Origin of the sequence: Devosia sp. MC1541 (genome assembly GCF_012847305.1) — a bacterium.
GTDB lineage: Bacteria > Pseudomonadota > Alphaproteobacteria > Rhizobiales > Devosiaceae > Devosia.
Genome location: NZ_JABBDZ010000013.1, coordinates 65,906 through 88,334, shown reverse-complemented (window position 1 = coordinate 88,334; position 22,429 = coordinate 65,906). Strand labels below are relative to the sequence as shown.

Here is a 22,429-nt window from a genome sequence, read left to right as displayed (position 1 = left end):
ATGATCTCTCTTCGCCCCCTCGTACCGCTCACAGTGTCTTTCGCCATTCTGTTCGGCGTTAGCTTTCTGCCGTCCGACGAGTCTTGGTCTGAAATTCATCAGGCTGAACGCCTCACCGTTTGCGCCCCGCGTGAGATGGGCCCCCTTGTCACGCGCGACCGCGAGAAGCCGGGCTTTGAGATCGAGCTGCTCCGGGAAGCGGCCAATCGGATGGGTCTCACCATCACGGTGACACAGAACGCGGCGATGAACCGGGAATACAATCCGACCAACTGGCGGATTTCGCGCGCCAACTGCCGCGTTATTGTTGGCGGCATCCGCGATAATGTTTGGAGCAGAAGCCTTTTAGAGCTAACCGCCCCTTACCTTTTGAGCGAATGGACATGGGTTCACAAAGGCGAGGCAGCGTGGCCACCCGAGAGCGTTGCTTTCGCACCGGGCACCTTCGCGCTGGATCGCGTCGCGCTGGCTCAAAGCCTTATTCGGGACGGTGTCGACGCTCTGCCAATGCAAAACGTCGAGGACTTAGTCGAAGCTTTCACCCAAGGCGAAATCAGCTCTGCAATCACCGAAAGCACGATCGCGGCCGCCCATTTTGACACGAGCGAGTTCAGCCTCAGCCCCGTCCCAAACGGTCCCGCGGCCACAGGGCTGAGCTTCGGTTTCTGGAAGGGTGACACAACCCTACGCCGTCAAATGGACGCAACACTTGCTGACCTCAAGGCAGATGGCACGGTTGCAAAACTGGCGGAGAACTACGGTCTGACAGTCCGATAACGGACGAACGGAATACGTTACCTACACCGTCAAAGGGGTTAGTCGCCATTTGACGGATTGGCCAGGCTCACGACCGAGTCACGATCGACAGAGCCACGGCCAAAAACCTGCGTTATCAGTTTTCTGAGGGACACAAAGGGTAGGTAATAGCTGGCCATCCTCACCGAAGTATGGCCGCGCAGAAGGGACGTGCGTCTGGAGCGGCGCGCGTCTCTTTTGTTTTAGCGGCAAGCCCGCGCCAGAGTTGCCAGCCAATACGTATCAGTCTATCTGATATACATTCGCCGATCTGGGCCACGAGGACCTGATGAGCCGCAATTTTCTAGTGGTTGACCCGGAAGAAGGCCAAGACATCATCAGAGGCTTAGCCTCCCCTATTCGCGTCAAAATCTTGAAACTTTTGCGGACCGAAGGCCCACTCAATGGCAACGACATTGCCGACCACTTGGGCCTACCGCAATCGACCGTCTCCACAAATGTGCAAATCTTAGAGGCCGCAGGCCTCTTGCGGCTCGAAACGCAAAAGGCACGGAAGGGCAATCAAAAGATCTGCCACTCCACTTTTGACGAGATCCTCGTCATGTTCAACGAGGACAAAAGTGACAAGCGTGACAGCGTCATAGAAGTGTCCATGCCCTTGGGGCTTTACACCAGTTGTGAGGTCACGGCGCCATGCGGATTGTGTTCTACGGAAAGCATCATTGGGCTCTTGGACGTGCCAGACACATTCCTCGACCCCGACCGCATGAAGGCCGGACTGATATGGTTCACGCGCGGCTATCTAGAATACCAATTTCCCAATAATGCCCGCCTCTCCAAAACAACCGTAGAAACCCTAGAGTTCGCAATCGAGCTTAGCTCCGAGGTGCCAGGCACATCCGCCGATTGGCCAAGCGACATTACCCTTTCGATCAATGGCATCGAAATCGGCACTTGGATGTCGACTGGCGACTATGGCGACAAACGAGGCGTCTACACGCCCGACTGGTGGAAGCTTAAGGGCAGCCAATATGGCAAGCTGAAAAGCTGGCGCGTGACAGCCGCCGGCACTTACGTTGACGGGATGAAAATCTCGCCGGTGTCGATGGCCGACCTTGATTTGGACACGCACCACTCGATCCGCTTACGCATCGCGGTCAAAGACGACGCCAAGCATCCCGGCGGCATCAATATTTTTGGCAAGGGTTTTGGCAATTACGATCAGGACATTGTGCTCAGATTGCACGTCGCCTCGTAACTCCACCACCGGCCCAAGAAACACCATTACCTGTCGCGGTAGACAAGTCGTCCAGCACGCGTGACCGACGCACCACTTTGGCCAAAGCTCATTTTGCCATTCACCATGACCAGTTCGATGCCAACCGATTGTTGGACTGGCTTTTCGTATGTCGCCAAATCCGCAATGGCGTCCGGGCGGAATGCGACGAGGTCGGCAAAGCAACCGGCTTTGAGCTGACCGCGCCGCGTCAGCCCGAAGACCTTTGCAGTCTTGCCCGTCATCTTGTGGACCGCAGTCTCCAGATCGAACAAATTCTCGTCTCGTGCATAGTGCCCCAGTACGCGCGGGAATGTTCCCCACAAACGCGGATGCGGATGGACGTCATGCGGTAAACCGTCCGAACCGATCATCGAGAGCGGCGAGGCGAGGACACGCCGCACATCGGCTTCATCCATCTGAAAGTAAATCGCACCTGCAGGTTGCAGCTTCGCGGCAGCGGAACTCAGGTCGAGGCCCCACTCTGCGGCAATGTCGATAAGGTAACGACCCGTCATTTCCGGATGCGGCCCGGACCACGAGATCATGATCGGATATGTATCGGTGATCAGATCCGCGCGCAGATTGGTCGAGCCAGCCGCATAGGGGTAAACGTCGATATTAATCGTCTGATCTTGGGCCAATCGCGTAATCTTGGGCAGTGTCTGCTGCGATCGCCCCCAGTTCTCGACCCCCGCACATTTATGATGCGAGATGACCAATGCTGTACCCGCCGCTTTAGCGGTGTCAGCAGACTCATCGATGCTCTCTAGAACATGCTCGAATTCGTCGCGCATGTGGGTCGCGTAGACACCGCTGTGTCGCGCAACATAGCGCCCCAACCGGGATACCTCGTCAGCATCTGCTGCTGCATTTGTGGGATAGAACAGGCCTGTCGACCACCCCACTGCCCCATTTTCCATTGCCTCGGATAGCAATGCACCCATGCGCTCGATCTCGCTGTCGCTCGCCTTCGCGTTAACGTCAGCCATCACCGCCAATCGCAGGGCTGAATGGCCGACCAGTGCAGCGACGTTTACAGCGGGTACAACCTCGGCCACCGCCCGCGCGTAAGAGGCGAAGGTGACGAATTCATAGGAACGATTGCCACCCAAAAGGTTCATCGGCGGTGGAGGATCGCCCTTAAAAGTCACGGGAGCGAGGGAAACACCACAGTTTCCAACGACAACGGTGGTCACACCTTGGCTGATTTTTGGCAGCATTTCCGGCGCATCGAGCACGATGCGGTCATCATGGGTATGAGAGTCGATAAAACCAGGTGCGAGTGCTAGCCCTTCCAGATCGACTTCATTGCGTCCCGTCTGGCTAATTGACCCGACCGGCCCCACTGCAGAAATCGTGTCGCCAACGATTGCCAACTCCCCGTGATAGGACGCTCCTCCCTTGCCATCGATGATGCGCGCGTTCCGGAACACCCAATCGGGCGTATTGTTGCTGGCCAAGGTCATGGGATCACTCGTGCGGTTTGATGGTCTTCATCAAGATCGTTGGGTCAGTGGATGGCGCGGGAATGGCTATGCCAATGCTGGCGACCGTGTATCGAACGCGCCGCAAGATTTCGCGCGCCTGAGCGCCTCGCTCTGAGGCGACACCTGCGGCAATCGTATCGATCACCATCATGTGGGCGTATCTGGAAGGCGTTGGCGCGAGGACGTTTTCGTCCTCTGCGATAACGATTGGAATGAGGATCGTGGCGCCCTCTGCCACGGGCGTATCAGGTCGGGTCAACGCAATTGTCGTCGCGCCGAAAGACGACGCAATTTGAACGGCTTCTGCCACCGCTTTCGACCGCCCGCTGTTCGAAATGGCGATTACCACATCACCCTTGCTCAGGGTCGCTGCCGACATGCGTTGCTGATGCCCGTCGATATAGGCCGACACAGGCAAGCCAATACGGAACAGCCGCAGTTTTGCGTCCTCGACCAGGCTCGCCGAGCCCCCGCCTTGCCCGTAAATATCCACGCGACGCGCATTGGATAGTGCTGCGATAGCGCGGGTTACGGCGTCAGTATCGAGCCCATTCAGCGCATCTCGCATGGCGTTGATCGCACGCGACATGATCGATTGCGCAAGCTGCCCTGCATCATCGTCAAACTGGCGGTCTGGCTGCAAATAGGCGGCGGCGACGGTCAAGGTCGTGGCGAGGTTGATCTTAAAATCGGCAAAGGAAGCGCTACCGATAGACCGGCAGAAACGCGTCACGGTAGGCTGACTGACATCCGCCGCTTTGGCGAGTTCAGCGATGGTCATTCGCGTCGTGGCTTCGAAGTCGACGCGCACGGCTTTAAGAACCTGCTGCTCGGCTGGGGACAGCTCGCCCTCCACGCGCTGCATGCGCGAGACGATATCAATGACATCCGACTGAACAACATTCGCCGACTTAGCAGTCATACGGCCAAACACCTCTTCACTGTTATGAAATTGAATTACAGCCTTCCGACTTTTAAGCAAGAAATTTTTGAAACAGGAAGCTTGAGTGGTCAGAGCCATCACTAACACGCTTGAGAAATTTCAACATTTTCGGTTTCAGACAGCCGATTTAGCCCGAAAATCGCCACTATGATGCGACTAAAGTATAATACGCTGGATCATGAAATTCTGTTTCAGTCAGGTCAGGAGAACGTGTGCTCTGCCAGAGGAGGCGAGCATGCTTTACACGACAGCTTGCTGAGGGAGGACGCTGCGTGACTAATGCAGCAGGGGCGATATCTGACGCCCATATGCCAGCCAAAATGAGAATATCGCAGGCAACGAAAATCTATCAAACGAAGTCAGGGGGCGTACATGCCCTGGACAATGTTTCGATAGACGTTCGAGAAGGGGAATTCCTGTGTCTGCTCGGACCGTCGGGCTGCGGCAAGTCTACCTTGCTCTGGTCCATGGCCGGCTTGCACGGCCTCACCAGCGGCGAGATCCGCCTCGGCTCTGACGTTATTACCAAGCCTCATCCTGAAATCGCTATGATCTTTCAAGAAGCCAATTTGCTGCCTTGGCGCAATTTGGGCAGCAATATCGAATTGCCCTTTGAGATCAAAAAGCAGCCCCCCAATCGGGAGCTGATTAAAAAGCTACTCAAGCGTGTTGGCCTCGAAGGTTTTGAGAACAAATATCCGCGCGAACTCTCCGGCGGCATGCAACAGCGTGCATCAATCGTTCGCAGCTTGGCCGTCGACCCATCAGTCCTCTTAATGGACGAACCATTCGGCGCACTCGATGCCTTCACGCGCGACGAGATGAACCTTCTCATTCAAGAGATTTGGATGGAGACGGGCAAGACGATCATTTTCATTACCCACTCCATCGCTGAAGCGGTTTTCCTGGCGGACCGGATCGTTGTCATGTCCGCCCGCCCAGGGCGCATCTCCAATATTGTTGATGTCGACTTGCCGCGCCCTCGCCCGGTGAAGCTCCAGACAACCCCCGAATTTCTCGAACGGGTCGAAGCCATCAAGGGCATGATCGACCACCGTCCGGCCACCTGAGCGCGCAAGGAGATTGAAATGAGTGACGCCTTGCACGACAAAATCCCAAGCTTTGGGAACAAGGGGCAGAAGACTGAGGCAGGGTTAGCCGGAGGCGCAGGCGCGCTCTTAGGCAACTCAAACCGCACCGCATTCGAAACTGCAATTATCGCGCTGGTCGCTGTTGTCATCATTGGCGGCGCGGAACTGCTGATACGCCTGTTTGAAGTTCCGCTCTACATTCTGCCACCGCCGAGCGCGATCGGATCGGCTTTGATTACGGAATGGCCATTCCTGTGGCCACATCTCGTCACCACTATTTGCGAGCTGCTCATTGGGTTTTCAATCGGGGCATCCATAGGGTTCATTCTCGCGGCGGTGATCACTCAGTTCCCGTTCGCTGAAAAGATCATCACGCCCTACATCTTGCTTCTGGTCACAACGCCCATGCTGGCGCTCGTCCCACTCTTGGTGCTGCGGTTCGGCTTTGGGTGGGAACCACGCATTATCGCTGTGGCGCTCGCATCTGGCCCCATGGTGATGATTAACTCGGCGACGGGTTTCCGTCGTGTCGACCTAGCGAAAATCGCACTGGCAAAGTCCTTCGGTGCATCGACCTTCCAAATCTTTACGAAGATCCGCATTCCGATGGCCATGCCGATGATCATGGTTGGCCTGATGATCGGCTCGATCTTTGGCCTCCTGACAACCGTCGGCGCCGAAATGGTCGGCGGCGCGGAAGGCCTCGGGAACCGTCTCAACTACTATTCGTCGATGATCCGCATGCCGCAGTTCTTCGCTGTGATCGTGCTTCTCGCGACCATCGGCATCAGCATCTACGTCATCTTCTTCCAGATCGGGAAGAAATGGACCAGCTGGGAGTCCTGATGGGCCCAGCGTGACAACCGAACACGGGCGTCAACCGGACATATGGGAGGAAATCTATGTCCAATCTGCTGACTACAACTACGTTAAACCGTCGCCGAATGCTTCAAATCTCCGCCGCAGGCGTTGCCTTGTCGGCGATCGGAATGAACACTCGCGCCTTCGCGCAAAGCGGTCCAGTCCGTTGGGTTTCGCCACGCGGCTCTTTGGAAGTCGTCGACGACTTCGCCTATTGGGTGGCAAAGCGCATGGGTTACTTCGGCGACCTCGACACGTCCGTTGAAGCTGGCCCGCCAGATGCAACAGCGGCAATCAAGTTGGTTGACCAGAACCAGTCCGATTTCGGTTACCCATCACCCGGCGTGCTTTCTCTGGGCCTAGAACAGCGCATGAAGCTCAAGTCCGTCTTCCACATCATGGCTGGCGACGTGTTCGACTTTGCGTTCCAAAAGGGCAAGGCCCCTGCCGACCTCAAGGGCATGGAAGGCATGACCATCGTTCTGGGTTCTGCTGGCTGGCAGTCTATCGCCGACCCAATGTTGGCGGCAGCCGGTGTCGACCTCTCCACGATCAAGTATGTGGAAGTGGCCGGTTGGGGACAGTCGCTCGCCCAAGGCCAGGCGGACGCAGCTCTGACTTGGGAAGGCTTGCGCGCCCAGTGGCGTGGACAAGGCTTCGACTTCGACTATCTGCTCGGCAAGAACGCTTCGGTTTTCCCTGCCAACAGCTTCGTTATTCGCGCGAAAGACCTCGACGACCCAGCGCTAGTCGAGACCTATACGAAGTATCTGCGTGGCTGGTCGATGGGCCTTGAGTTTGGCTGGTTGAACCCTGCCGCAGCGACCCAGATCGCAATGGATGAGTTCCCTGGTTTGGCAACTCAGATGGATCCTGCAACCGCCGTCGAGTCCCTTATGCAGCAGAGTGGCTTGATGCACGCTCACTGGGACAAGCGCGGCAAGTGGGGTCTCCACCTCGAGGACAGCTGGCAGTCGTATTTCGACGCCATCCACAAGATCGGTCAGATATCGCAGCCATTGAAGGCCGGTGATGTCGTGACCAATGCGTTGATCGACGGCGCTAATGACTTTGACCACGCCAAGGTCAAAGCCGATGCCGAAGGTTTTGAGCTGCGCGACGAGTACAAAGCCGTCGACATCGCAGCGATTGAAGCCACCCTCTGATCAAGCCTGAGGGCGGGGTCACTCCCCGCCCCTTCTAAACCGACGAGGCATCGCTGTGTTCGAATTTGACCATGTTGGCATCACAACAACCACAAAACAGCCGAAAGAAGACTGGGTCGAGCAATCGCGCTTGTGGGTGACAAACCCGCGCAATCACCCGGAACATATCGAGTTTCTGCGCTACGAGCCGGATAGCCCAACCCCAGAGATTGTCAAAAACAATCCTCATGTTGCCTATCGGATCGACGATATGGAGAAACGTCTCGCTGAGGCTGACGAAGTGCTGATCCCGCCTTTCGTCGTCGGGGACTTTCTTCAAGTCGCTTTCGTGCTCAAGCACGGAATGGTCTTTGAATATATGCGTTACCTCAAGGACGGCTGGTTCGGACAATGAGCTACAAAGCCATTCTGACCTATGCTTGGGATTTTGCGGACCACGGTGTCACCGAGTCCAACTCTGCGTTCAAAAATATGGGTCTCAACACGATCTCGATCGCAGGCACCTACCACGCTGGGAAGTTTCTGCGACCAGAGGGCAAATCGGGAAAGGTCTATTTCCCTGAAGACGGAACTGCTTACTTCCGCCACGACGATGATTGCTATAGTGAGATTAAGCCTCTGCCTAACTCCCTTTTGGCCGAGCGAGACATTCTTCAAGAGCTTTGTGACGACGGCAGACTGGACATCAACGTCTGGATGGTGCTGCTGCACAATACGACCTTGGGCATGAAGCACCCGAATGCAGTGGTCCGGAACGCCTTCGGCGACCGCTATTTCTACAATCTCTGCCCAAGCGCCCCAGAGGCCCGAGCCTATGCCGTTGGCCTTTGCGTCGATGTGACAGAAAACTACTCTGTTACCGGTCTCTCCCTCGAGGCGCCCGGCTTTACGCCCTATGCCCATGGCTATCACCACGAGATGAGCTTCGTGCGTCAGGATCCTATGTTTGAGGGTCTGATGGGCCTGTGCTTTTGCGATCACTGCGTGAGCGCTGCGTCCAAACAGGGTTTTGATGCGCACCGCTTAAAAGCCTATGTCGCAAACCGCATCGATAGCTTTTTGCAGAGCGACGTCGATATTCCCGACGATATGGGCCGAGCCTTCTGGTTGGCGGAAATCGCAACCAATAAAGATCTTCGCACCTATCTCGATTTTCGCGCCGGCCAGGTCACCAGCCTTATCGCGGAGATACGCGAGGCGGTTCGGCAGGACGTCGATGTTGCCATCATCCCATCTGTCGCTCGCCCCACGGGTGGGGCGTGGTACGAAGGGACCGATCTCAAGGCCATTGGCGAAACGACAGGCATTATCGAAGCGTGCTTTTACGAGCCCAATGCTGCTCGGATAGCCACTGACCTGTTCGACCTGAAACATAGAGTTCCAACGAACACGACGATCCGCGGCATTCTTCGCCCGAGCTATCCGGACATTGAAAGCAAAGCGGAATTCCTTTCGGCCGTCGATATTCTGGTTGCCGGTGGAGTGACCGACATCGCCTTTTACAATTGGGGCCACCAGCGCCGCCGCAACCTTGAGTGGATCGGCGAAGCTTTGGCGCGGGTTCCGTGATGGCTGAGTTTTCGAACAAAACTGTCGTGATCACTGGAGCGGCTGGCGGGATAGGCCTTTGCCTTGCCCACTGGTTCGGGGCCCGAGGTGCCGAGGTTGTGGGGATCGACAAATCCATAACCTCGGGCGGCGCCATGAGTTCACTCGAGGATGCCGGAGCGAAAGCCCGCTTTCTGCGGCTCGACATTGGCGATGCAGAGGCTGTGGAGACGGCCTTCAGCGAAATCCCGCAGGTCGACGTGCTGATCAACAATGCGGGCTATTCCAATCATCACGTTTTACGGCTCACAAACCCAGAGAGCTGGATCGAAGAGATCAACGGAAATCTCAACGGCGCTTTCTTTTGCGCCCACGCCGCGGCAGAGCGGATGAAGCGGCAGAAGTCCGGCGTTATTATCAACGTTGCCTCGGTCAACGGCCAAAGTGCTCTCGGCGACCCGGCGTATTCCGCCGCCAAGGCGGGCATGATCTCGATGACCCGGACGCTTGCGCAGGAGTTGGGCAAGTTCGGCATCCGCTCCAACTGCGTCATGCCAGGGACAGTTCGCACGCCTCTGTGGCGGGAACGAGCGCAAAAGGACCCTGATGTCCTCAAGACCCTAGAGCGTTGGTATCCCTTGGGACGGATTGTCGAACCCGAAGAGGTCGCTTCTGTGGTGGGCTTTTTGGCGTCGGATGCAGCGAGCGCCGTTTCAGGTGCCGTCATCCCGGTCGATTGCGGCCTCAGTTCAGGAAATATCGTGATGACCCGCGAGCTTACGCTCGAGGATCTTTGAGGGGAGAAGAACAATGTCACAATTACGAATTGGCATCATTGGGCTGGGCTGGTTTGGGGAGATCCACGCCGAAACGATCATGGGCATCCCCAACCTAAAGCTCGACGCGCTCTGCACGCGCACGCCGGATCGATTGGCTGAACTGGGCAAAAAGTTTGGCGTTAGCAAGCTCTACGCTGACTACAACGACATGCTCGCCGACCCAGACATCGACGCGGTCTCAATCTGCACGATGTGGGACCAACATACCGAACCTGCAATCGCGGCACTCAAGGCTGGCAAGCACGTCTTCCTGGAAAAGCCGATCGCTTCAAACGTCGAAGACGCACAGAAAATCGCGGAAGCGTCCAAAACGTCCAAGGGCATTTTGTTCATTGGCCACGTGGTTCGGTTCAATCCACGCTATCGTATGGCCAAGCGAGCGATCGATGAGGGGCGCATTGGTAAGATCATTGCCCTTTCCTCACGCCGCAATATTCCGGCCTCCTGGACGCCGACAATCTTGCAGAAAATCGGTCCCATCGTTGGCGATGCGATCCATGACACAGACATCATGCTTTGGCTGACGGGCGACAAGATCGTCTCCGCCTATGCCCAAACGACCTCGCTGCGCAATCTCAAGCACCCAGATATCGGCCAGACGATGTTCCGCTTTGCAGGCGGCGCGACGGCAACACTGGAAACCGTGTGGTGCATGCCGGAAAAGACTCCCTTCGACATCGACGAGCGCATGTCGATTATCGGCACGGAAGGCATCATCCATATTCAGGATACCTTCCCCAATCTGGCGATAGTCGATAACAACAAATTGCACAGCCCGGACACGACCTATTGGCCGATGTTCGACGGCGTTCGAGGAGGAGCGCTGCGAGACGAGTTCGACTACTTCACTCGGAAAGCGCTTGCTGGCGAACAACCTGATGTTGGTCGACCAGAGGACGCCGCCGGTGCATTGCAAGCCTGTCTGGCGGCCGAGGAGTCCGCCCGAACAGGAACTATTATTCATATTCGTTGAGGAGGCTAACCATGAGCGCTTTGCGTGTTCTGGTTGTAGGATTAGGCAATATGGGCATGAGCCATGCTCTCGCCTACACGCGTATTGATGGCTTTGAGGTGGCTGGCGTTTGCACGCGACATATTGAAAGCCTGTCACTCCCTGACGCGCTGTCAGGTGCGGCACGCTACAATGATTTTGAGACCGCGCTGGCGGAACTCAAACCAGATGTTGTTTCGATCAACACCCTGCCCGACACCCATGCTCCTTATGCCATCAAAGCCATGCAGGCCGGTGCCCATGTCTTTGTCGAAAAGCCGATGGCGCTCACCGTGGCTGACGCAGAAAAGGTGGTCGAGGTCGCACGACAGACCGGCAAGAAACTCGTCATCGGTTATATTCTCCGCCAGCACCCGAGTTGGACGAAGTTCATTGAAATCGCGCGCGAATTGGGCACGCCGCTGGTTTTCCGCATGAACCTCAACCAACAGTCGAATGGCGAAACCTGGTCATGGCACAAGCGGCTCATGGACAGCTTCCCGCCCATCGTTGACTGCGGCGTGCACTATGTTGACGTCATGTGTCAGATGACCGACGCCAAGCCGGTGAAAGTTCACGCCATTGGCGCTCGTCTGACCGACGAAGTGGCCAAGCAAAACTACGGCATGCTGCAGGTGCAGTTCGATGATGGGTCCGTTGGCTGGTACGAAGCTGGCTGGGGCCCGATGGTCAGCGAGACTGCATTCTTTGTGAAAGACGTGTTCGGGCCAAAGGGTTCGGTCTCCATCGTCATGGCAGAGAATGCGTCGGGCGTGAAATCGGACGACATCAACGCCCACACTAAGACCAACCAAATCCTGCGCCACTATGCCGACATGACCCGCCCAGACGAGCGGATCGACATGACCGATGAACCAGATCACGATGACCTGTGTGAACGCGAGCAGCGTTATCTGCTCAAGGCCATCACCGAAGATTTGGACTTGAGCGCGCATATGAACGACGGGGTGAATAGCCTGCGCATCGTTCTGGCTGCAGATGAGTCAATCCATACTGGCGAAGTCGTACGCCTCTAAACACTAAAGGCCCGGGTCAACCGGGCCTCCTCGTTTTGGGAAGAGAAAATTGAACAACATTGATCTTAACGGCCAAGTCGCCGTGATCACCGGCGGGGCGCAAGGGCTCGGCTTTGCCATGGCCCAACGCATTCTGGCCTCTGGCGCTAAGGTGAGCCTGTGGGACCGCGATGCGGCGCTTCTCGACAAGGCAGTCGCAGCGCTCGGCGCTGGCGCGTCGAGTAAGGTCGTCGACATCACTGACCTTGCGGGCCTGATGAAGGTTCATGCGGAAGTCGAAAGCGAAGTCGGTCCCGTTTCGATCCTCGTCAATTCCGCAGGCATTGCCGGAAACAACGCACCATTGGAGGACTATGATCCCGATGAATGGCGGCGGGTGGTCGAGATCAACCTCAATGGCACCTTCTACGTCAACAAGGTCGTCATACCCTCGATGAAAGCGCGGAATTACGGGCGTATCGTCAACATTTCCTCCGTCGCCGGAAAGGAAGGCAACCCCAATCTGTCCGCCTATTCTGCGGCCAAGGCAGGGGTCATTGGCTTGACCAAGTCACTCGGCAAGGAACTGGCGAAGTACGACATTGCAGTGAACTGCATTACCCCTGCGACAGCCAAAACCCGCATCCTCGAAACGCTGACCGAGGAGTTTATCAACTACATGCTGGTGCGTATTCCGCGTGGGCGGTTCCTTGAAGTCGATGAAGCGGCCGCCATGGTCGCTTGGCTCGTTTCGAAGGACAATAGCTTTACGACGGCGTCGGTGTTCGACCTCTCCGGTGGTCGCTGCACCTATTAGAAGTCGCGTCCTAAACGCGCTTGTACCATTTGCCGTGGACTGATCACCTCAGCCACGGCATCCCGTCAGCGGCCATCACACGTATTGATCATGCAACGCGGCCATACGCACCCTTGGCGGGTGGCGCGAGATTTGGTATTCGCGGCGAACATCATTTCAATCAAGCCGACTGGAATCCACCCGTGAGTACAATTCTTAAAAACCTGCCCAAGGGTGAGAAAGTTGGTATCGCTTTCTCCGGTGGTCTGGACACCAGCGCTGCCCTGCTTTGGATGAAGCAAAAGGGCGCGAAGGTTTACGCCTATACAGCGAACCTCGGCCAGCCAGACGAAGCCGACTATGACGAGATTCCGCGCAAGGCCATGGAATTTGGCGCCGAGGAAGCACGCCTCGTTGATTGCCGTACCCAGCTCGTTCACGAAGGCATCGCGGCCATTCAGGCTAACGCGTTCCACGTTTCGACCGGCGGCGTTACCTATTTCAACACCACCCCGCTTGGCCGCGCCGTAACCGGCACCATGCTGGTGTCGGCGATGAAGGAAGATGGCGTCAACATCTGGGGCGACGGCTCGACCTTCAAGGGCAACGACATTGAGCGTTTCTATCGCTATGGCCTGCTGACCAACCCGAACCTGCGCATCTACAAGCCTTGGCTGGATCAGCAATTCATCGACGAGCTCGGCGGTCGCGCTGAAATGTCGGCGTTCATGACATCCAGCGGCTTTGCTTACAAGATGAGCGCCGAGAAGGCCTATTCGACCGACAGCAATCTGCTGGGCGCCACCCACGAAGCCAAGGATCTCGAAAGCCTCGATAGCGGCATCAAGATCGTTAGCCCGATCATGGGCGTGCCGTTCTGGAAGGACGAAGAGCCCGTCAAGGCCGAGAAGGTTGTGGTCCGCTTCGTTGAAGGCCAGCCTGTTGCGCTTAATGGTCAGACCTTTACCGATCCAGTCGCCCTCTTCTACGAAGCCAATGCCATCGGTGGCCGTCACGGCCTCGGCATGAGCGACCAGATCGAAAACCGCATCATCGAAGCCAAGAGCCGCGGCATCTACGAAGCACCAGGCATGGCGCTGCTGCACATTGCTTACGAACGCCTCGTCACCGGTATTCACAACGAAGACACCATTGAGCAGTATCGCATCAATGGGCTGCGTCTCGGTCGCCTGCTCTATCAGGGCCGTTGGTTTGACTCGCAGGCCCTCATGCTGCGCGAAACCGCTCAGCGCTGGGTTGCACAGGCGATTACTGGTGAAGTGACGCTCGAACTGCGTCGTGGCAACGACTATTCGATCCTCAACACCGAGAGCCCGAACCTGACCTATGCTCCAGAACGCCTGAGCATGGAAAAGGTCGAAGACGCGCCGTTCTCACCTGCGGACCGTATCGGTCAGTTGACCATGCGCAATCTCGACATCGTCGACACCCGCGCCAAGCTGGACCTCTACTCTAAGACTGGCCTGCTGTCGTCGCGCGAAGGCGACAAGATGTTCCGCCTCGAGAACGACAACGACTGAGACCTCGTCTCTGACTAAATGACTTTAACGGTGCCCGGCAACACACTGGGCACCGTCACCATTCGGCTCCGCCAAAGAGTGCGTCGAGCGCCCCCTTCCCCTTCACATTGAAGACTTCATCACGACGGAGACTGACAAGGTCGGTCGCGTGAGCCCATTGAGTTGGCTGGAAATAGGTATGGGGAATGAGCAGAATTCCTGAAAGCATGTATGGCAGAGCCGAGCGCTGCTGATACGATGCCTTAGGGATCGCGCTGTGGCCAGGCCGCGGCGCGGGAGGAACGAGACGCATGAGCGAACATACTGAAGATGGCGAGCAGAAGCTGCCATTGGCCCAACTGAAATCAGATACAAGTTCTGGCGGAGCGCAAGCTATACACCGCGCGCTGCATATCGTCCGAGTCCTATCGGCAGGACCGCGTAACGGTATGAAACTGATCGATATTGCTGAGGCTACTGGCCTGTCGCACCCGACGGCCTATCGCATTTTGCGCGCCTTAGAAGAGCAAGGGCTGGTGGAGCGCAGCGCAGATTCTCGGCGCTATGTGATTGGTGTCGAGATGGTGTGGCTCGGGCTACGTGCCGCGCAACGCTTCCCGCTTCTCTCGCTTGTCGCGCCAGCACTAAGCACCATCGCCAATGGGGTCGGCGATACCGTCATCATGAGTGTGCGCAGTGGCATCTATTCCGTTTGTGTCGAGCGTCGGAATGGCAAGCTGCCAATCCGTGTTACGTCTGCCGCTGTGGGGGCGAGAATGCCCTTACAAGCCACCCCCGCGGGCCTAACAATGCTCGCTTATATGCCGGACCGTCTGGTTGAACCCATTATCGCGGCCGCGGACGCGGACGAGCAAAATGGGCTCCGCCATCAAATCGCTTCGGTGCGGGAGCGAGGCCATTTGGTGAGCGAAGGGCTGACCGTCCGCGATACGCGCGCGATCACAGCGCCCGTAAGAGATATGGCGGGCAATGCCATCGCCGCGATTAGCGTGATCGGGACGCGGTCGCGCCTCGACGATGGCCGCCTTCCTCACATTATTGACGCGCTGAATGCCGGGTCTCGTGAGGCCTCTGAGGCGATCTGGCGGAATGCGGCCATGCAAGCTCGCGATAGGAGCTAAGTCATTGAAAAGACGAAGGATGCGACCACCAAGATGGCCGCATCCTTAAGTGCGCTTCGCTGTTTTGGTAGCGCTACCCGTGACCACCCGTGAACGATGGCAACCACAGCACAAGAGCTGGGAACGCGATCAGGATAAGGACACGGACCGTGTCAGCCGCGATAAAGGCATACATGCCGCGCCACAATGCGCTCAGAGGCACATTTGGCAAGACGGAACGCAGCACGAAGACGTTCAGCCCAACCGGTGGCGAGATCAAGCTCAGCTCAACCAAGATGACGGTGATCACACCCCACCAGATAAGGTCGAAGCCCAGTTCCTGAACCACCGGCACAATGACTGGCACGGTCAGCAGGATCATCGCGTAGCCGTCCATAAGCGTGCCCAGCACTATATAGAAGACCACGAGACCGAGGATAACTTGCCAAGGCTCAAGATTGAGCGACTGGATGAAATTCACCGTATCGCCGGAGATTCCGGAGATATTGATGAACTGGTTCAACACCATAGCACCGGCAGCCACGAGGAAGATCATGGTCGAGATTTTAGCGGTATCCGCTAGAGCATCGACAAAGCTGGCCCAGTTGAGCTTCCGGCGCGCCAAGGCGAAGATCAGTGCGCCACCGGCACCAATGCCACCGGCCTCGGTTGGCGAGAACCAGCCTGCCATCAGACCGCCCATGATGAGCAGGAACAGAGCCGCGATACCCCAAACCTTGCTGAGAGCGCGCATTCTTTCCTTCCAGCTCACGCGGGTGTCGGCTGGAGCCCAAGATGGCACGATATAGGCGAACAGCAGCATAACGACGAGATAGAAGGCAAGCTGCAGCAAGCCCGGGATCAGCGACGCGATGTAAAGCTTGGTGATGCTTTCTTCGGTCACGAGGCCATAAACGATTAGTGCACCCGATGGCGGGATGAGCAGCGTACCGCCCGCAGCAACAGCACCTGCCGCAAGGCCAGTGTTGTACTTGGCCTTGATCATCGCCGGGATCGAGATATGCCCCATGGTTGCGGCACCGGCAGTTGACGATGTCGAGATGGCCGAGAAGCCACCACAAGCAACAATCGTGGCCATGCCCAAGCCACCACGATAGTGACCAAGCCAAGCTCTTGCTGCGTCGAACATTTCGTCGGCGAGCCCTGCCTTGACCACGAAAATGCCCATAAGAATGAACAGCGGCAGAACCGAGAAGTTATAGTTGAGGGCCAAATCCATGATCTGCTGTTCGGCGACGGCAAGGCCAGCGCCCACACCGCGTGGGTGCATGGCAGCGATACCCGCTGCACCGCAGAACATCATAATAAAGCCGAGCGGAATTCGCGTGAACACCATGAGCCCAAGCAGGCTGCCGATCACGAGAATTTCGATAATCAGGGAATCCCCCACGTCAAATCTCCTCACCGGGCTGCAGGTGCCTGACCGGTGCTTCACCGATCGTGCGCCAACGACCCAAATTCAATATTGCAAACCACACCCCAACCAGTGTCATGACAGCGCCGAGGAAAACCCAAGGCCCCATGGGGAAGTGGAAGAAGGACGAAACCGTGCCGAAGCGGTTCAAACGGCTGGCTTGGTCAAAAATCATCCATGACAGACCCGCCATTGCGATCACCTCGACGACAAGCGTGATGCGCCCTTCGATCTTAGCTGCCAGCGGCTTGTACAGCTCGGCCATCAGACCAACACGGATCTGGGAGTCGTCGCGAACAACGAGCCCGATCGACGCGAAGAAGAAGAGCATTAGGGCGAGCTTGACGAACTCGTAGGCGCCCAGAATGGGCATGTGCAATTGGCGTCCACCAGCGTCAACGAAGGCGATCAGAGCCATGAAAACGATGGCACTGCCTGACACCACTTTCAGCAGGATGATCAGCCAGTGATTGATCTTGTCAATCATAACGGTATTTCCTTAGAGACCAGGCCCTTTCGCGCGTTTGCAACGTGAAATGGTCTGGAATGGACACAACGCTTGGTGCTTGTGCCGGGGGGCAGCCCCTCAGGTTTAAGGCCTGAGGAGCCGAGTGGAGTACGTGATGCTTATTCGCCTGCTTCACGCTTTAGGACGCTCTGGTAGAAGTCGATTGCCGCCTGTGGGTCAGCAAGGCCAGCAGCCTCAGCGCGCTGGAACCACAGCGATTCCTGCTGGTCGAGAACTTCGTGGAACGCAGCAAGTGCCTCGCCTTCAACTTCCGTCGTCGGGACGTTGGCATAGGCTGGAGCGGTTTCGATTTCTTCGACGTCATTGGCCTGACCAAGACGACGTGGCAGGCCTTCGGCGGTAGCCAAAATGATTTCCTGCTGCGCCGGGGTCATCTCGTTCCAACGCTCTTCGGCGATGATGACCGCGAAGGAGCCGGTACCGATACCGCCAGGGATCTTGGTGAGATGGGTTACGCTTGGACGGACGCCGGCGCCATCAGCAGAGCCTGGCGTGATAAACAGCACGTCCAAGTTACCGCGTTCGACGTTTTCCTGCAGTTCTGGGTAGGCTGTATCCATTGGCACGCCGCCAAAGGCCTGGGCGATCACGGCCAAGGTTGCCGATGTGGCCCAAGTGCGAGCGCCGCGCATGCCCTCTGGGGTATCTGGAACAAATTCACTAACGGACAGGATCTGGCGACCCGGCAGAACGTGGGTCGAGAGGACCTTGACGCCGTCCCATTCACCAACGCCTTCGAAGAACTTTTGGTAGGTTTCCCAAAGGGCTACGGAGCCTGCTTCGGAGGTCGGCGCAAAGCCTGGCAGTTCACCAATGCCGTTGAGCACAACGTGCTGGGTGACCGCGCTCACGTCGATCAGGGCCATATCAACGATACCATCACGGACGGCTTCGTACTGGCGGTCCACTGGCGCAAGCTGCGCATCTGGGATGGTGACCTTGATTTCGCCGCCGGAGGCTTCGTTGATGGCTGCTGCAAAATCGCGAATGCCGACCTGATAGGTCTCATTGAACGGCGGCAGCGTGTTGTTGTAAATCAGCTCGATCGCCTGACCAAAAGCCACGGCTGGGGTCAGACTGAAGATGGATGCAAGAGCGATCTTGCGAATGTATAACATGGTACTTCCTCCCGTTAGTGCCTGTCAGATTTATAAAAAACACAGACCGGCAATTTGAATAGTGTTAATTGGCCGCGTCCACCGCAATCGGCGCGCGACCAAAATTTCACAATGCGGAATTGGTGTTTTCTCGCTTAGGCCTTTTCGGCGACGACAGGGTTTTCGATCGTGCCAAGTCCTTCAATCTCAAGGCGCATAACATCGCCTGGTTGAAGGAAAATTCCCTTTGGAGCGCCAATGCCGGACGGCGTGCCGGTGGCGATGATGTCGCCCGGCTCAAGGGTCATGACTTGGGTGAGATAAGCGATCTGATCCCAGATGTTGTAGATCATGTCGTTGGTGCGATGGTTCTGGCGTAACTCGTTGTTAATCCAGAGTTTCATCTCAAGGTTGAGCGGATCTTCGATTTCATCATCGGTGGTGATCCACGGGCCGATTGGGCCATGGGTGTCCCAGGATTTGCCGAGGGTGAAGGTCGGGGATTTCGGCAGCCAATCGCGGGCGGAAACGTCGTTGGAGACCATGTAACCAGCGACGACGGAACGTGCGTCTTCGCGCTTAACCTGATGACATTTCTTGCCAATTACGACTGCGAGTTCGATTTCGTAATCGCATTTCTCGACGGCGTTCCACTTCACCACCGGGGCGAAGGGACCGTTGATGCAGGAGACCTGCTTGTTGAACCACATCTGGCTGGTGGGAATGGTGATCCCCGCAGCGCGGGCTTCCTCGGCATGTTCCTTATAATTCATGCCGATAGCGAGGTATTTTTGTGGATCGTTGATGGGCGCTTCAAGCGTCACATCAGAGAGTTTGAGGATGGGCGTTTTGATGGCATCTAGCTGGCCTTTAAGGGCCTCCAGATTGGCAATCACGTGGCGCATCGAGGCATTCACACCCAGAAGTGCCGAGAGGTCGATGATGGTATCACCTTCGACCCGACCGATGCGGACCCCGTCGACCGACCCTTGTGAGAAGCGAGCGAGTTTCATGTTTATTCCTTGCTAATGAGCTGTGCGGGGAGCGGGGCTATTTGCCCTGCGGTCCGGCGCGAAATGGCGTGAGTTGTGAAAGCACGATCTGCCAGCCCTTCGGCCCGCGGCGCAGAATTTGGGTCGCAAAGCCTTCGAGCGTGACCGGTTCTCTGGTGTCGGGCTTGGTGACGCCATTGATGGTCGAGCCGGTGACGATGGCGATGTCGCCTTCGACGCGAATGTCGAGGGGCCCGCGCTCAATGGAGCGGAAGCCGCCCATGCGATTAAGGTGAGCCATGAACTCGGGCTTGGTGTGGACCTGACCCGAGGAATGGACATGAACGAGATCGTCAGCGAGGAGCCATTCGAGCGCGCCTTGATCGTTTTTCACGAGCGCGTGCTGGCGCGCTTCTTCGGTTTCGAGGACGTCGGCCAGGTCTTTTTCGAGCGTGTTCATTAGATCAACCCGTCGTAAGAGCCGCCGTCGAGCTGCAGGTTCTGACCAGAAATAAAGCTGGCCTGAGCGCTGCAGAGATAGGCGCAGGCATCGCCAAACTCTTCGGGGCGACCAAAGCGCTTGGCAGCGATTTCGGAGACCGAGCGGGCGCGCGCTTCTTCCCTGGTGATGCCATGCATCTTGGAGAGCTTTTCGGCCATGAACTCCTGACGCGGCGTATCGATACGCTCGGGCAGGATGTTGTTGATGGTGACGTTGTCGACCACAATTTCACGGCTGATGGCTTTGGAAATGGCGGTGAGGCCTGCGCGGGCTGAGGTGGAGAGGCCCATCATGTAGTGGGGCGACTTCACCATGGCGGAGGTGATGTTGATGATGCGGCCAAACTTGCGCTCGCGCATGCCCGGCACATAGGCGCGGATGAGTTGCACAGCGGGGAGCATGTTGGCGTTGATGGTGCCGAGGATGGCCTCTTCGGACCAATCGGCCAAAGCGCCAGGCGCGGGGCCAGCGTTGTTATTGACCAGAATATCGACCTGCGGCAGGGCAGATAGGATCGCGGCCCGGCCTTCAGTGGTGGTGAGGTCGGCGGTGATAAAATCAACCACAGCACCCGGCACTTCGGCGCGGAGCTTTTCAGCTGCGGCGGCAAGTTTTTCGGCGTTGCGACCATTGAGAGTAACGGCCACACCTTCACGCGCGAGCGAGGTGGCGCAGGCAAAGCCTAACCCCTGCGAAGACGCACAAACCAGGGCCTTACGCCCAGCAATACCAAGATCCATTGTGCTATCCTTAGTGGGCGAAAAGATCGGCGAGGAAGGCGCTCATAGCCGACCACGACCGACGGTCTGCGATGGCATTGTAAGCGGCGAAGGGTGGGCGGGGACCGCGATCCGGCTCGGTAAACCCGTGCTTGGTGTTGGCGTAGACATTGGTTTCCCAATTGAGGCCGACAGCACTCATCCCGGCTTCAATGCGCGCAAGATCACCTGCAGAGGCGAGCGGATCTTGAGAGCCGGTCAGGATGAGAACGCGGGCATCTGAACCGGCTTTGGTGAAATCATCGCCGACATTGTCGAGACCGCCGTGGAAGCTCACTGCGCCAGCAATTGGCGCTCCTGAGCGCACGAATTCGATGGATGACGAGCCACCAAAGCAATAGCCCATGACAGCGATACGCTTGGCATCGACATTGCCCGAAGCGATCAGCGCCTGACGCGCAGCTTCGATACGCCCCATCCACATGTCGGGATTGGCATTAAACGCGCCCAGCATGGGGCCGATTTCGGCCGGATTGGTGATCTGCTTGCGCTCACCCCAAAGATCGATGGCGAGAACCGCATAGCCTAAAGCGGCGACACGTTCGGCGCAGCCGAGAACCTGTTCACCGAGGCCATGAGCGGCGTGAATGACCAATACGCCCGGCACATCCCCTGCCCCAACAGGGCCAAAGCGGCGGCCAATCATGCGTGTGCCATCAAAACTATATTCGAGATCGCTGGCGATCGTCTGGGCCATACGAACCCCTCCCATGCGGTAAGCCGTATTTTAGAAACGACTTTTTCCGTGAGGGCGGCTTGCTCGCAACTTGCGCTTGGGGCTTTGTTCACATTGCGAAAACAAAGCCACCAACGACACAAAAAAGGGCGACCCGAAGGCCGCCCTGTGGAATTTTTATAAGCCTATCAGGCGGCTATCGACCGCTTGACGAGCGACTGAGAAATCTCGGCCGCGGCTTGCTTGAGGATAGGCACGATGGAGGGAATACGCCCCTCTGGCAGACGGTGGATCGGCGCAATGACGCTGAGCGCGGCCACAGGGTTTCCGGCCATATTCAGCACGGGAACCGAGAGGGCGCGGCGATCTTTGGCGGTGACACTATCGGCCCAGAGATAGCCAGCATTGCGCGCTTCCCGAACACTGGCGCTGACGGTTTCGGCAGTCATGCGATAGGGTTCGTAGCGGGCGCTGTTTTGGGCGAGAACCGCCTCGATCTTGCGATCCCCCATAAAGGCCATCATGGCGCGACCGGCAACGCTGATGCCGAGCGGGCGACGCGCACCAACGGCAAGAGTGGTCACCTGCACCGGATAAGAGCCGGTGCGACGGTCGGCATAGACCGAGTCATTGATGCTGGGAACGGCAAGAAACACGGTATCCTTGATGGAGGCCGAAAGCCCATCGAGAACAGGAGCGGCGACCGAGGTGATCGGGAAGCGCTCATTGGCGGCAAGGCCAAGCCAAGCGGCTTCGGTGCCAACGGTGTAGCGGCGCGAACCTTGAACGCGCTCGACAACGCCTTCTTCTTCGAGGGCTTTGAGAATGCGATGCGCCGTGGGGTGCGAAAGATCGAGCATCGAAGCGATGTCGACCAGCTTGAGCCCCTCGCGCGGGCTAGACGCCAAAAGACGCATGACGCCAATGGAGCGGTGAATGCACTGCGTACCGGATTCATCCCGACGTGCGCGGGGCTTGGTAACGGTCTCCTCAGACATAGTCGCC

23 protein-coding genes are annotated in these 22,429 nt (G+C 57.3%); 13 read left to right on the top strand and 10 right to left on the bottom strand.

What is annotated here, in order from left to right:
- On the top strand, window positions 1-777 hold the full coding sequence (locus HKD40_RS13525) for a transporter substrate-binding domain-containing protein (RefSeq protein ID WP_169196308.1): 777 nt from the start codon (window positions 1-3) through the stop codon (window positions 775-777).
- 307 nt (window positions 778-1,084) lie between these two features.
- Window positions 1,085-2,014: a helix-turn-helix domain-containing protein gene (locus HKD40_RS13520; protein WP_169196307.1), complete on the top strand. Its 930-nt coding sequence runs from the start codon at window positions 1,085-1,087 to the stop codon at window positions 2,012-2,014.
- A gap of 26 nt (window positions 2,015-2,040) precedes the next feature.
- On the opposite strand, the gene HKD40_RS13515 is transcribed toward HKD40_RS13520, so the two are convergent.
- Both HKD40_RS13515 and HKD40_RS13510 read right to left on the bottom strand, forming a co-directional pair.
- Window positions 2,041-3,501 carry a D-aminoacylase gene (locus HKD40_RS13515; RefSeq protein ID WP_169196306.1) on the bottom strand — a complete coding sequence of 487 codons (1,461 nt, stop codon included), beginning with the start codon at window positions 3,499-3,501 and terminating at the stop codon, window positions 2,041-2,043.
- 4 nt (window positions 3,502-3,505) lie between these two features.
- Window positions 3,506-4,444, bottom strand: coding sequence for a MurR/RpiR family transcriptional regulator (locus HKD40_RS13510; RefSeq protein WP_169196305.1), 939 nt, complete (start codon window positions 4,442-4,444; stop codon window positions 3,506-3,508).
- A 293-nt stretch (window positions 4,445-4,737) separates the two neighbouring features.
- Between HKD40_RS13510 and HKD40_RS13505 the strand changes: the two genes are divergently transcribed.
- From HKD40_RS13505 to HKD40_RS13455, 11 genes are all read left to right on the top strand, one after another.
- Window positions 4,738-5,535 carry an ABC transporter ATP-binding protein gene (locus tag HKD40_RS13505; protein WP_248306568.1) on the top strand — a complete coding sequence of 266 codons (798 nt, stop codon included), beginning with the start codon at window positions 4,738-4,740 and terminating at the stop codon, window positions 5,533-5,535.
- 18 nt (window positions 5,536-5,553) lie between these two features.
- On the top strand, window positions 5,554-6,402 hold the full coding sequence (locus tag HKD40_RS13500) for an ABC transporter permease (RefSeq protein ID WP_169196304.1): 849 nt from the start codon (window positions 5,554-5,556) through the stop codon (window positions 6,400-6,402).
- A gap of 143 nt (window positions 6,403-6,545) precedes the next feature.
- Window positions 6,546-7,583 carry an ABC transporter substrate-binding protein gene (locus tag HKD40_RS13495; protein ID WP_248306065.1) on the top strand — a complete coding sequence of 346 codons (1,038 nt, stop codon included), beginning with the start codon at window positions 6,546-6,548 and terminating at the stop codon, window positions 7,581-7,583.
- Window positions 7,584-7,638: 55 nt separating this feature from the next.
- A complete protein-coding gene (locus HKD40_RS13490; RefSeq protein WP_169196302.1) occupies window positions 7,639-7,977 on the top strand; it encodes a hypothetical protein in 339 nt (112 codons plus the stop codon).
- On the top strand, window positions 7,974-9,152 hold the full coding sequence (locus HKD40_RS13485) for a hypothetical protein (RefSeq protein ID WP_169196301.1): 1,179 nt from the start codon (window positions 7,974-7,976) through the stop codon (window positions 9,150-9,152). The genes HKD40_RS13490 and HKD40_RS13485 overlap by 4 nt, the downstream gene beginning before the upstream one ends.
- Window positions 9,152-9,928 carry an SDR family oxidoreductase gene (locus HKD40_RS13480; protein WP_169196300.1) on the top strand — a complete coding sequence of 259 codons (777 nt, stop codon included), beginning with the start codon at window positions 9,152-9,154 and terminating at the stop codon, window positions 9,926-9,928. The genes HKD40_RS13485 and HKD40_RS13480 overlap by 1 nt, the downstream gene beginning before the upstream one ends.
- A 13-nt stretch (window positions 9,929-9,941) precedes the next feature.
- Window positions 9,942-10,943 (top strand): Gfo/Idh/MocA family oxidoreductase, encoded by a 1,002-nt coding sequence (locus HKD40_RS13475; RefSeq protein ID WP_169196299.1) that lies wholly within the window; start codon window positions 9,942-9,944, stop codon window positions 10,941-10,943.
- Between the two features lie 11 nt (window positions 10,944-10,954).
- Window positions 10,955-11,998: a Gfo/Idh/MocA family oxidoreductase gene (locus HKD40_RS13470; protein ID WP_169196298.1), complete on the top strand. Its 1,044-nt coding sequence runs from the start codon at window positions 10,955-10,957 to the stop codon at window positions 11,996-11,998.
- Between the two features lie 49 nt (window positions 11,999-12,047).
- Complete coding sequence (locus tag HKD40_RS13465) at window positions 12,048-12,794, top strand: SDR family NAD(P)-dependent oxidoreductase (RefSeq protein ID WP_169196297.1); 747 nt, start codon at window positions 12,048-12,050, stop codon at window positions 12,792-12,794.
- A gap of 182 nt (window positions 12,795-12,976) precedes the next feature.
- Window positions 12,977-14,314, top strand: a complete 1,338-nt coding sequence (argG, locus tag HKD40_RS13460; RefSeq protein WP_169196296.1) for an argininosuccinate synthase — start codon at window positions 12,977-12,979, stop codon at window positions 14,312-14,314.
- Window positions 14,315-14,604: 290 nt separating this feature from the next.
- The gene (locus tag HKD40_RS13455) at window positions 14,605-15,435 is read left to right on the top strand and encodes an IclR family transcriptional regulator (protein ID WP_169196295.1); all 831 of its coding nucleotides are present in this window, start codon (window positions 14,605-14,607) and stop codon (window positions 15,433-15,435) included.
- 73 nt (window positions 15,436-15,508) lie between these two features.
- Here HKD40_RS13455 and HKD40_RS13450 read toward each other — a convergent pair whose 3' ends face one another.
- From HKD40_RS13450 to HKD40_RS13415, 8 genes are all read right to left on the bottom strand, one after another.
- Window positions 15,509-16,825 (bottom strand): TRAP transporter large permease, encoded by a 1,317-nt coding sequence (locus tag HKD40_RS13450; RefSeq protein WP_169196294.1) that lies wholly within the window; start codon window positions 16,823-16,825, stop codon window positions 15,509-15,511.
- Between the two features lies 1 nt (window position 16,826).
- Entirely contained in the window at window positions 16,827-17,336 is a 510-nt protein-coding gene (locus HKD40_RS13445) for a TRAP transporter small permease subunit (protein WP_169196293.1), read from the bottom strand.
- Window positions 17,337-17,476: 140 nt separating this feature from the next.
- Window positions 17,477-18,496, bottom strand: coding sequence for a hypothetical protein (locus tag HKD40_RS13440; RefSeq protein ID WP_169196292.1), 1,020 nt, complete (start codon window positions 18,494-18,496; stop codon window positions 17,477-17,479).
- A gap of 134 nt (window positions 18,497-18,630) precedes the next feature.
- Window positions 18,631-19,488, bottom strand: coding sequence for a fumarylacetoacetate hydrolase family protein (locus tag HKD40_RS13435; protein ID WP_169196291.1), 858 nt, complete (start codon window positions 19,486-19,488; stop codon window positions 18,631-18,633).
- 37 nt (window positions 19,489-19,525) lie between these two features.
- Window positions 19,526-19,927: a nuclear transport factor 2 family protein gene (locus tag HKD40_RS13430; RefSeq protein WP_169196290.1), complete on the bottom strand. Its 402-nt coding sequence runs from the start codon at window positions 19,925-19,927 to the stop codon at window positions 19,526-19,528.
- On the bottom strand, window positions 19,927-20,709 hold the full coding sequence (locus HKD40_RS13425) for an SDR family oxidoreductase (protein ID WP_169196289.1): 783 nt from the start codon (window positions 20,707-20,709) through the stop codon (window positions 19,927-19,929). The genes HKD40_RS13430 and HKD40_RS13425 overlap by 1 nt, the downstream gene beginning before the upstream one ends.
- 10 nt (window positions 20,710-20,719) lie before the next feature.
- The gene (locus HKD40_RS13420) at window positions 20,720-21,445 is read right to left on the bottom strand and encodes a dienelactone hydrolase family protein (protein ID WP_169196288.1); all 726 of its coding nucleotides are present in this window, start codon (window positions 21,443-21,445) and stop codon (window positions 20,720-20,722) included.
- Window positions 21,446-21,612: 167 nt separating this feature from the next.
- The gene (locus HKD40_RS13415) at window positions 21,613-22,422 is read right to left on the bottom strand and encodes an IclR family transcriptional regulator (protein ID WP_169196287.1); all 810 of its coding nucleotides are present in this window, start codon (window positions 22,420-22,422) and stop codon (window positions 21,613-21,615) included.
- Window positions 22,423-22,429 lie beyond the last annotated feature (7 nt).

Excerpts from the sequence above, each read along its gene's own strand:
- HKD40_RS13515 (WP_169196306.1), bottom strand. The coding sequence starts at position 3,501 with ATGACCTTGGCCAGCAACAATACGCCCGATTGGGTGTTCCGGAACGCG.
- HKD40_RS13475 (WP_169196299.1), top strand. The coding sequence starts at position 9,942 with ATGTCACAATTACGAATTGGCATCATTGGGCTGGGCTGGTTTGGGGAG.
- HKD40_RS13495 (WP_248306065.1), top strand. The coding sequence starts at position 6,546 with ATGAACACTCGCGCCTTCGCGCAAAGCGGTCCAGTCCGTTGGGTTTCG.
- HKD40_RS13415 (WP_169196287.1), bottom strand. The coding sequence starts at position 22,422 with ATGTCTGAGGAGACCGTTACCAAGCCCCGCGCACGTCGGGATGAATCC.
- HKD40_RS13500 (WP_169196304.1), top strand. The coding sequence starts at position 5,554 with ATGAGTGACGCCTTGCACGACAAAATCCCAAGCTTTGGGAACAAGGGG.
- HKD40_RS13520 (WP_169196307.1), top strand. The coding sequence starts at position 1,085 with ATGAGCCGCAATTTTCTAGTGGTTGACCCGGAAGAAGGCCAAGACATC.
- HKD40_RS13420 (WP_169196288.1), bottom strand. The coding sequence starts at position 21,445 with ATGGCCCAGACGATCGCCAGCGATCTCGAATATAGTTTTGATGGCACA.
- HKD40_RS13525 (WP_169196308.1), top strand. The coding sequence starts at position 1 with ATGATCTCTCTTCGCCCCCTCGTACCGCTCACAGTGTCTTTCGCCATT.
- HKD40_RS13455 (WP_169196295.1), top strand. The coding sequence starts at position 14,605 with ATGAGCGAACATACTGAAGATGGCGAGCAGAAGCTGCCATTGGCCCAA.
- HKD40_RS13445 (WP_169196293.1), bottom strand. The coding sequence starts at position 17,336 with ATGATTGACAAGATCAATCACTGGCTGATCATCCTGCTGAAAGTGGTG.
- HKD40_RS13435 (WP_169196291.1), bottom strand. The coding sequence starts at position 19,488 with ATGAAACTCGCTCGCTTCTCACAAGGGTCGGTCGACGGGGTCCGCATC.
- HKD40_RS13430 (WP_169196290.1), bottom strand. The coding sequence starts at position 19,927 with ATGAACACGCTCGAAAAAGACCTGGCCGACGTCCTCGAAACCGAAGAA.
- HKD40_RS13470 (WP_169196298.1), top strand. The coding sequence starts at position 10,955 with ATGAGCGCTTTGCGTGTTCTGGTTGTAGGATTAGGCAATATGGGCATG.
- HKD40_RS13510 (WP_169196305.1), bottom strand. The coding sequence starts at position 4,444 with ATGACTGCTAAGTCGGCGAATGTTGTTCAGTCGGATGTCATTGATATC.
- HKD40_RS13485 (WP_169196301.1), top strand. The coding sequence starts at position 7,974 with ATGAGCTACAAAGCCATTCTGACCTATGCTTGGGATTTTGCGGACCAC.
- HKD40_RS13440 (WP_169196292.1), bottom strand. The coding sequence starts at position 18,496 with ATGTTATACATTCGCAAGATCGCTCTTGCATCCATCTTCAGTCTGACC.
- HKD40_RS13480 (WP_169196300.1), top strand. The coding sequence starts at position 9,152 with ATGGCTGAGTTTTCGAACAAAACTGTCGTGATCACTGGAGCGGCTGGC.
- HKD40_RS13425 (WP_169196289.1), bottom strand. The coding sequence starts at position 20,709 with ATGGATCTTGGTATTGCTGGGCGTAAGGCCCTGGTTTGTGCGTCTTCG.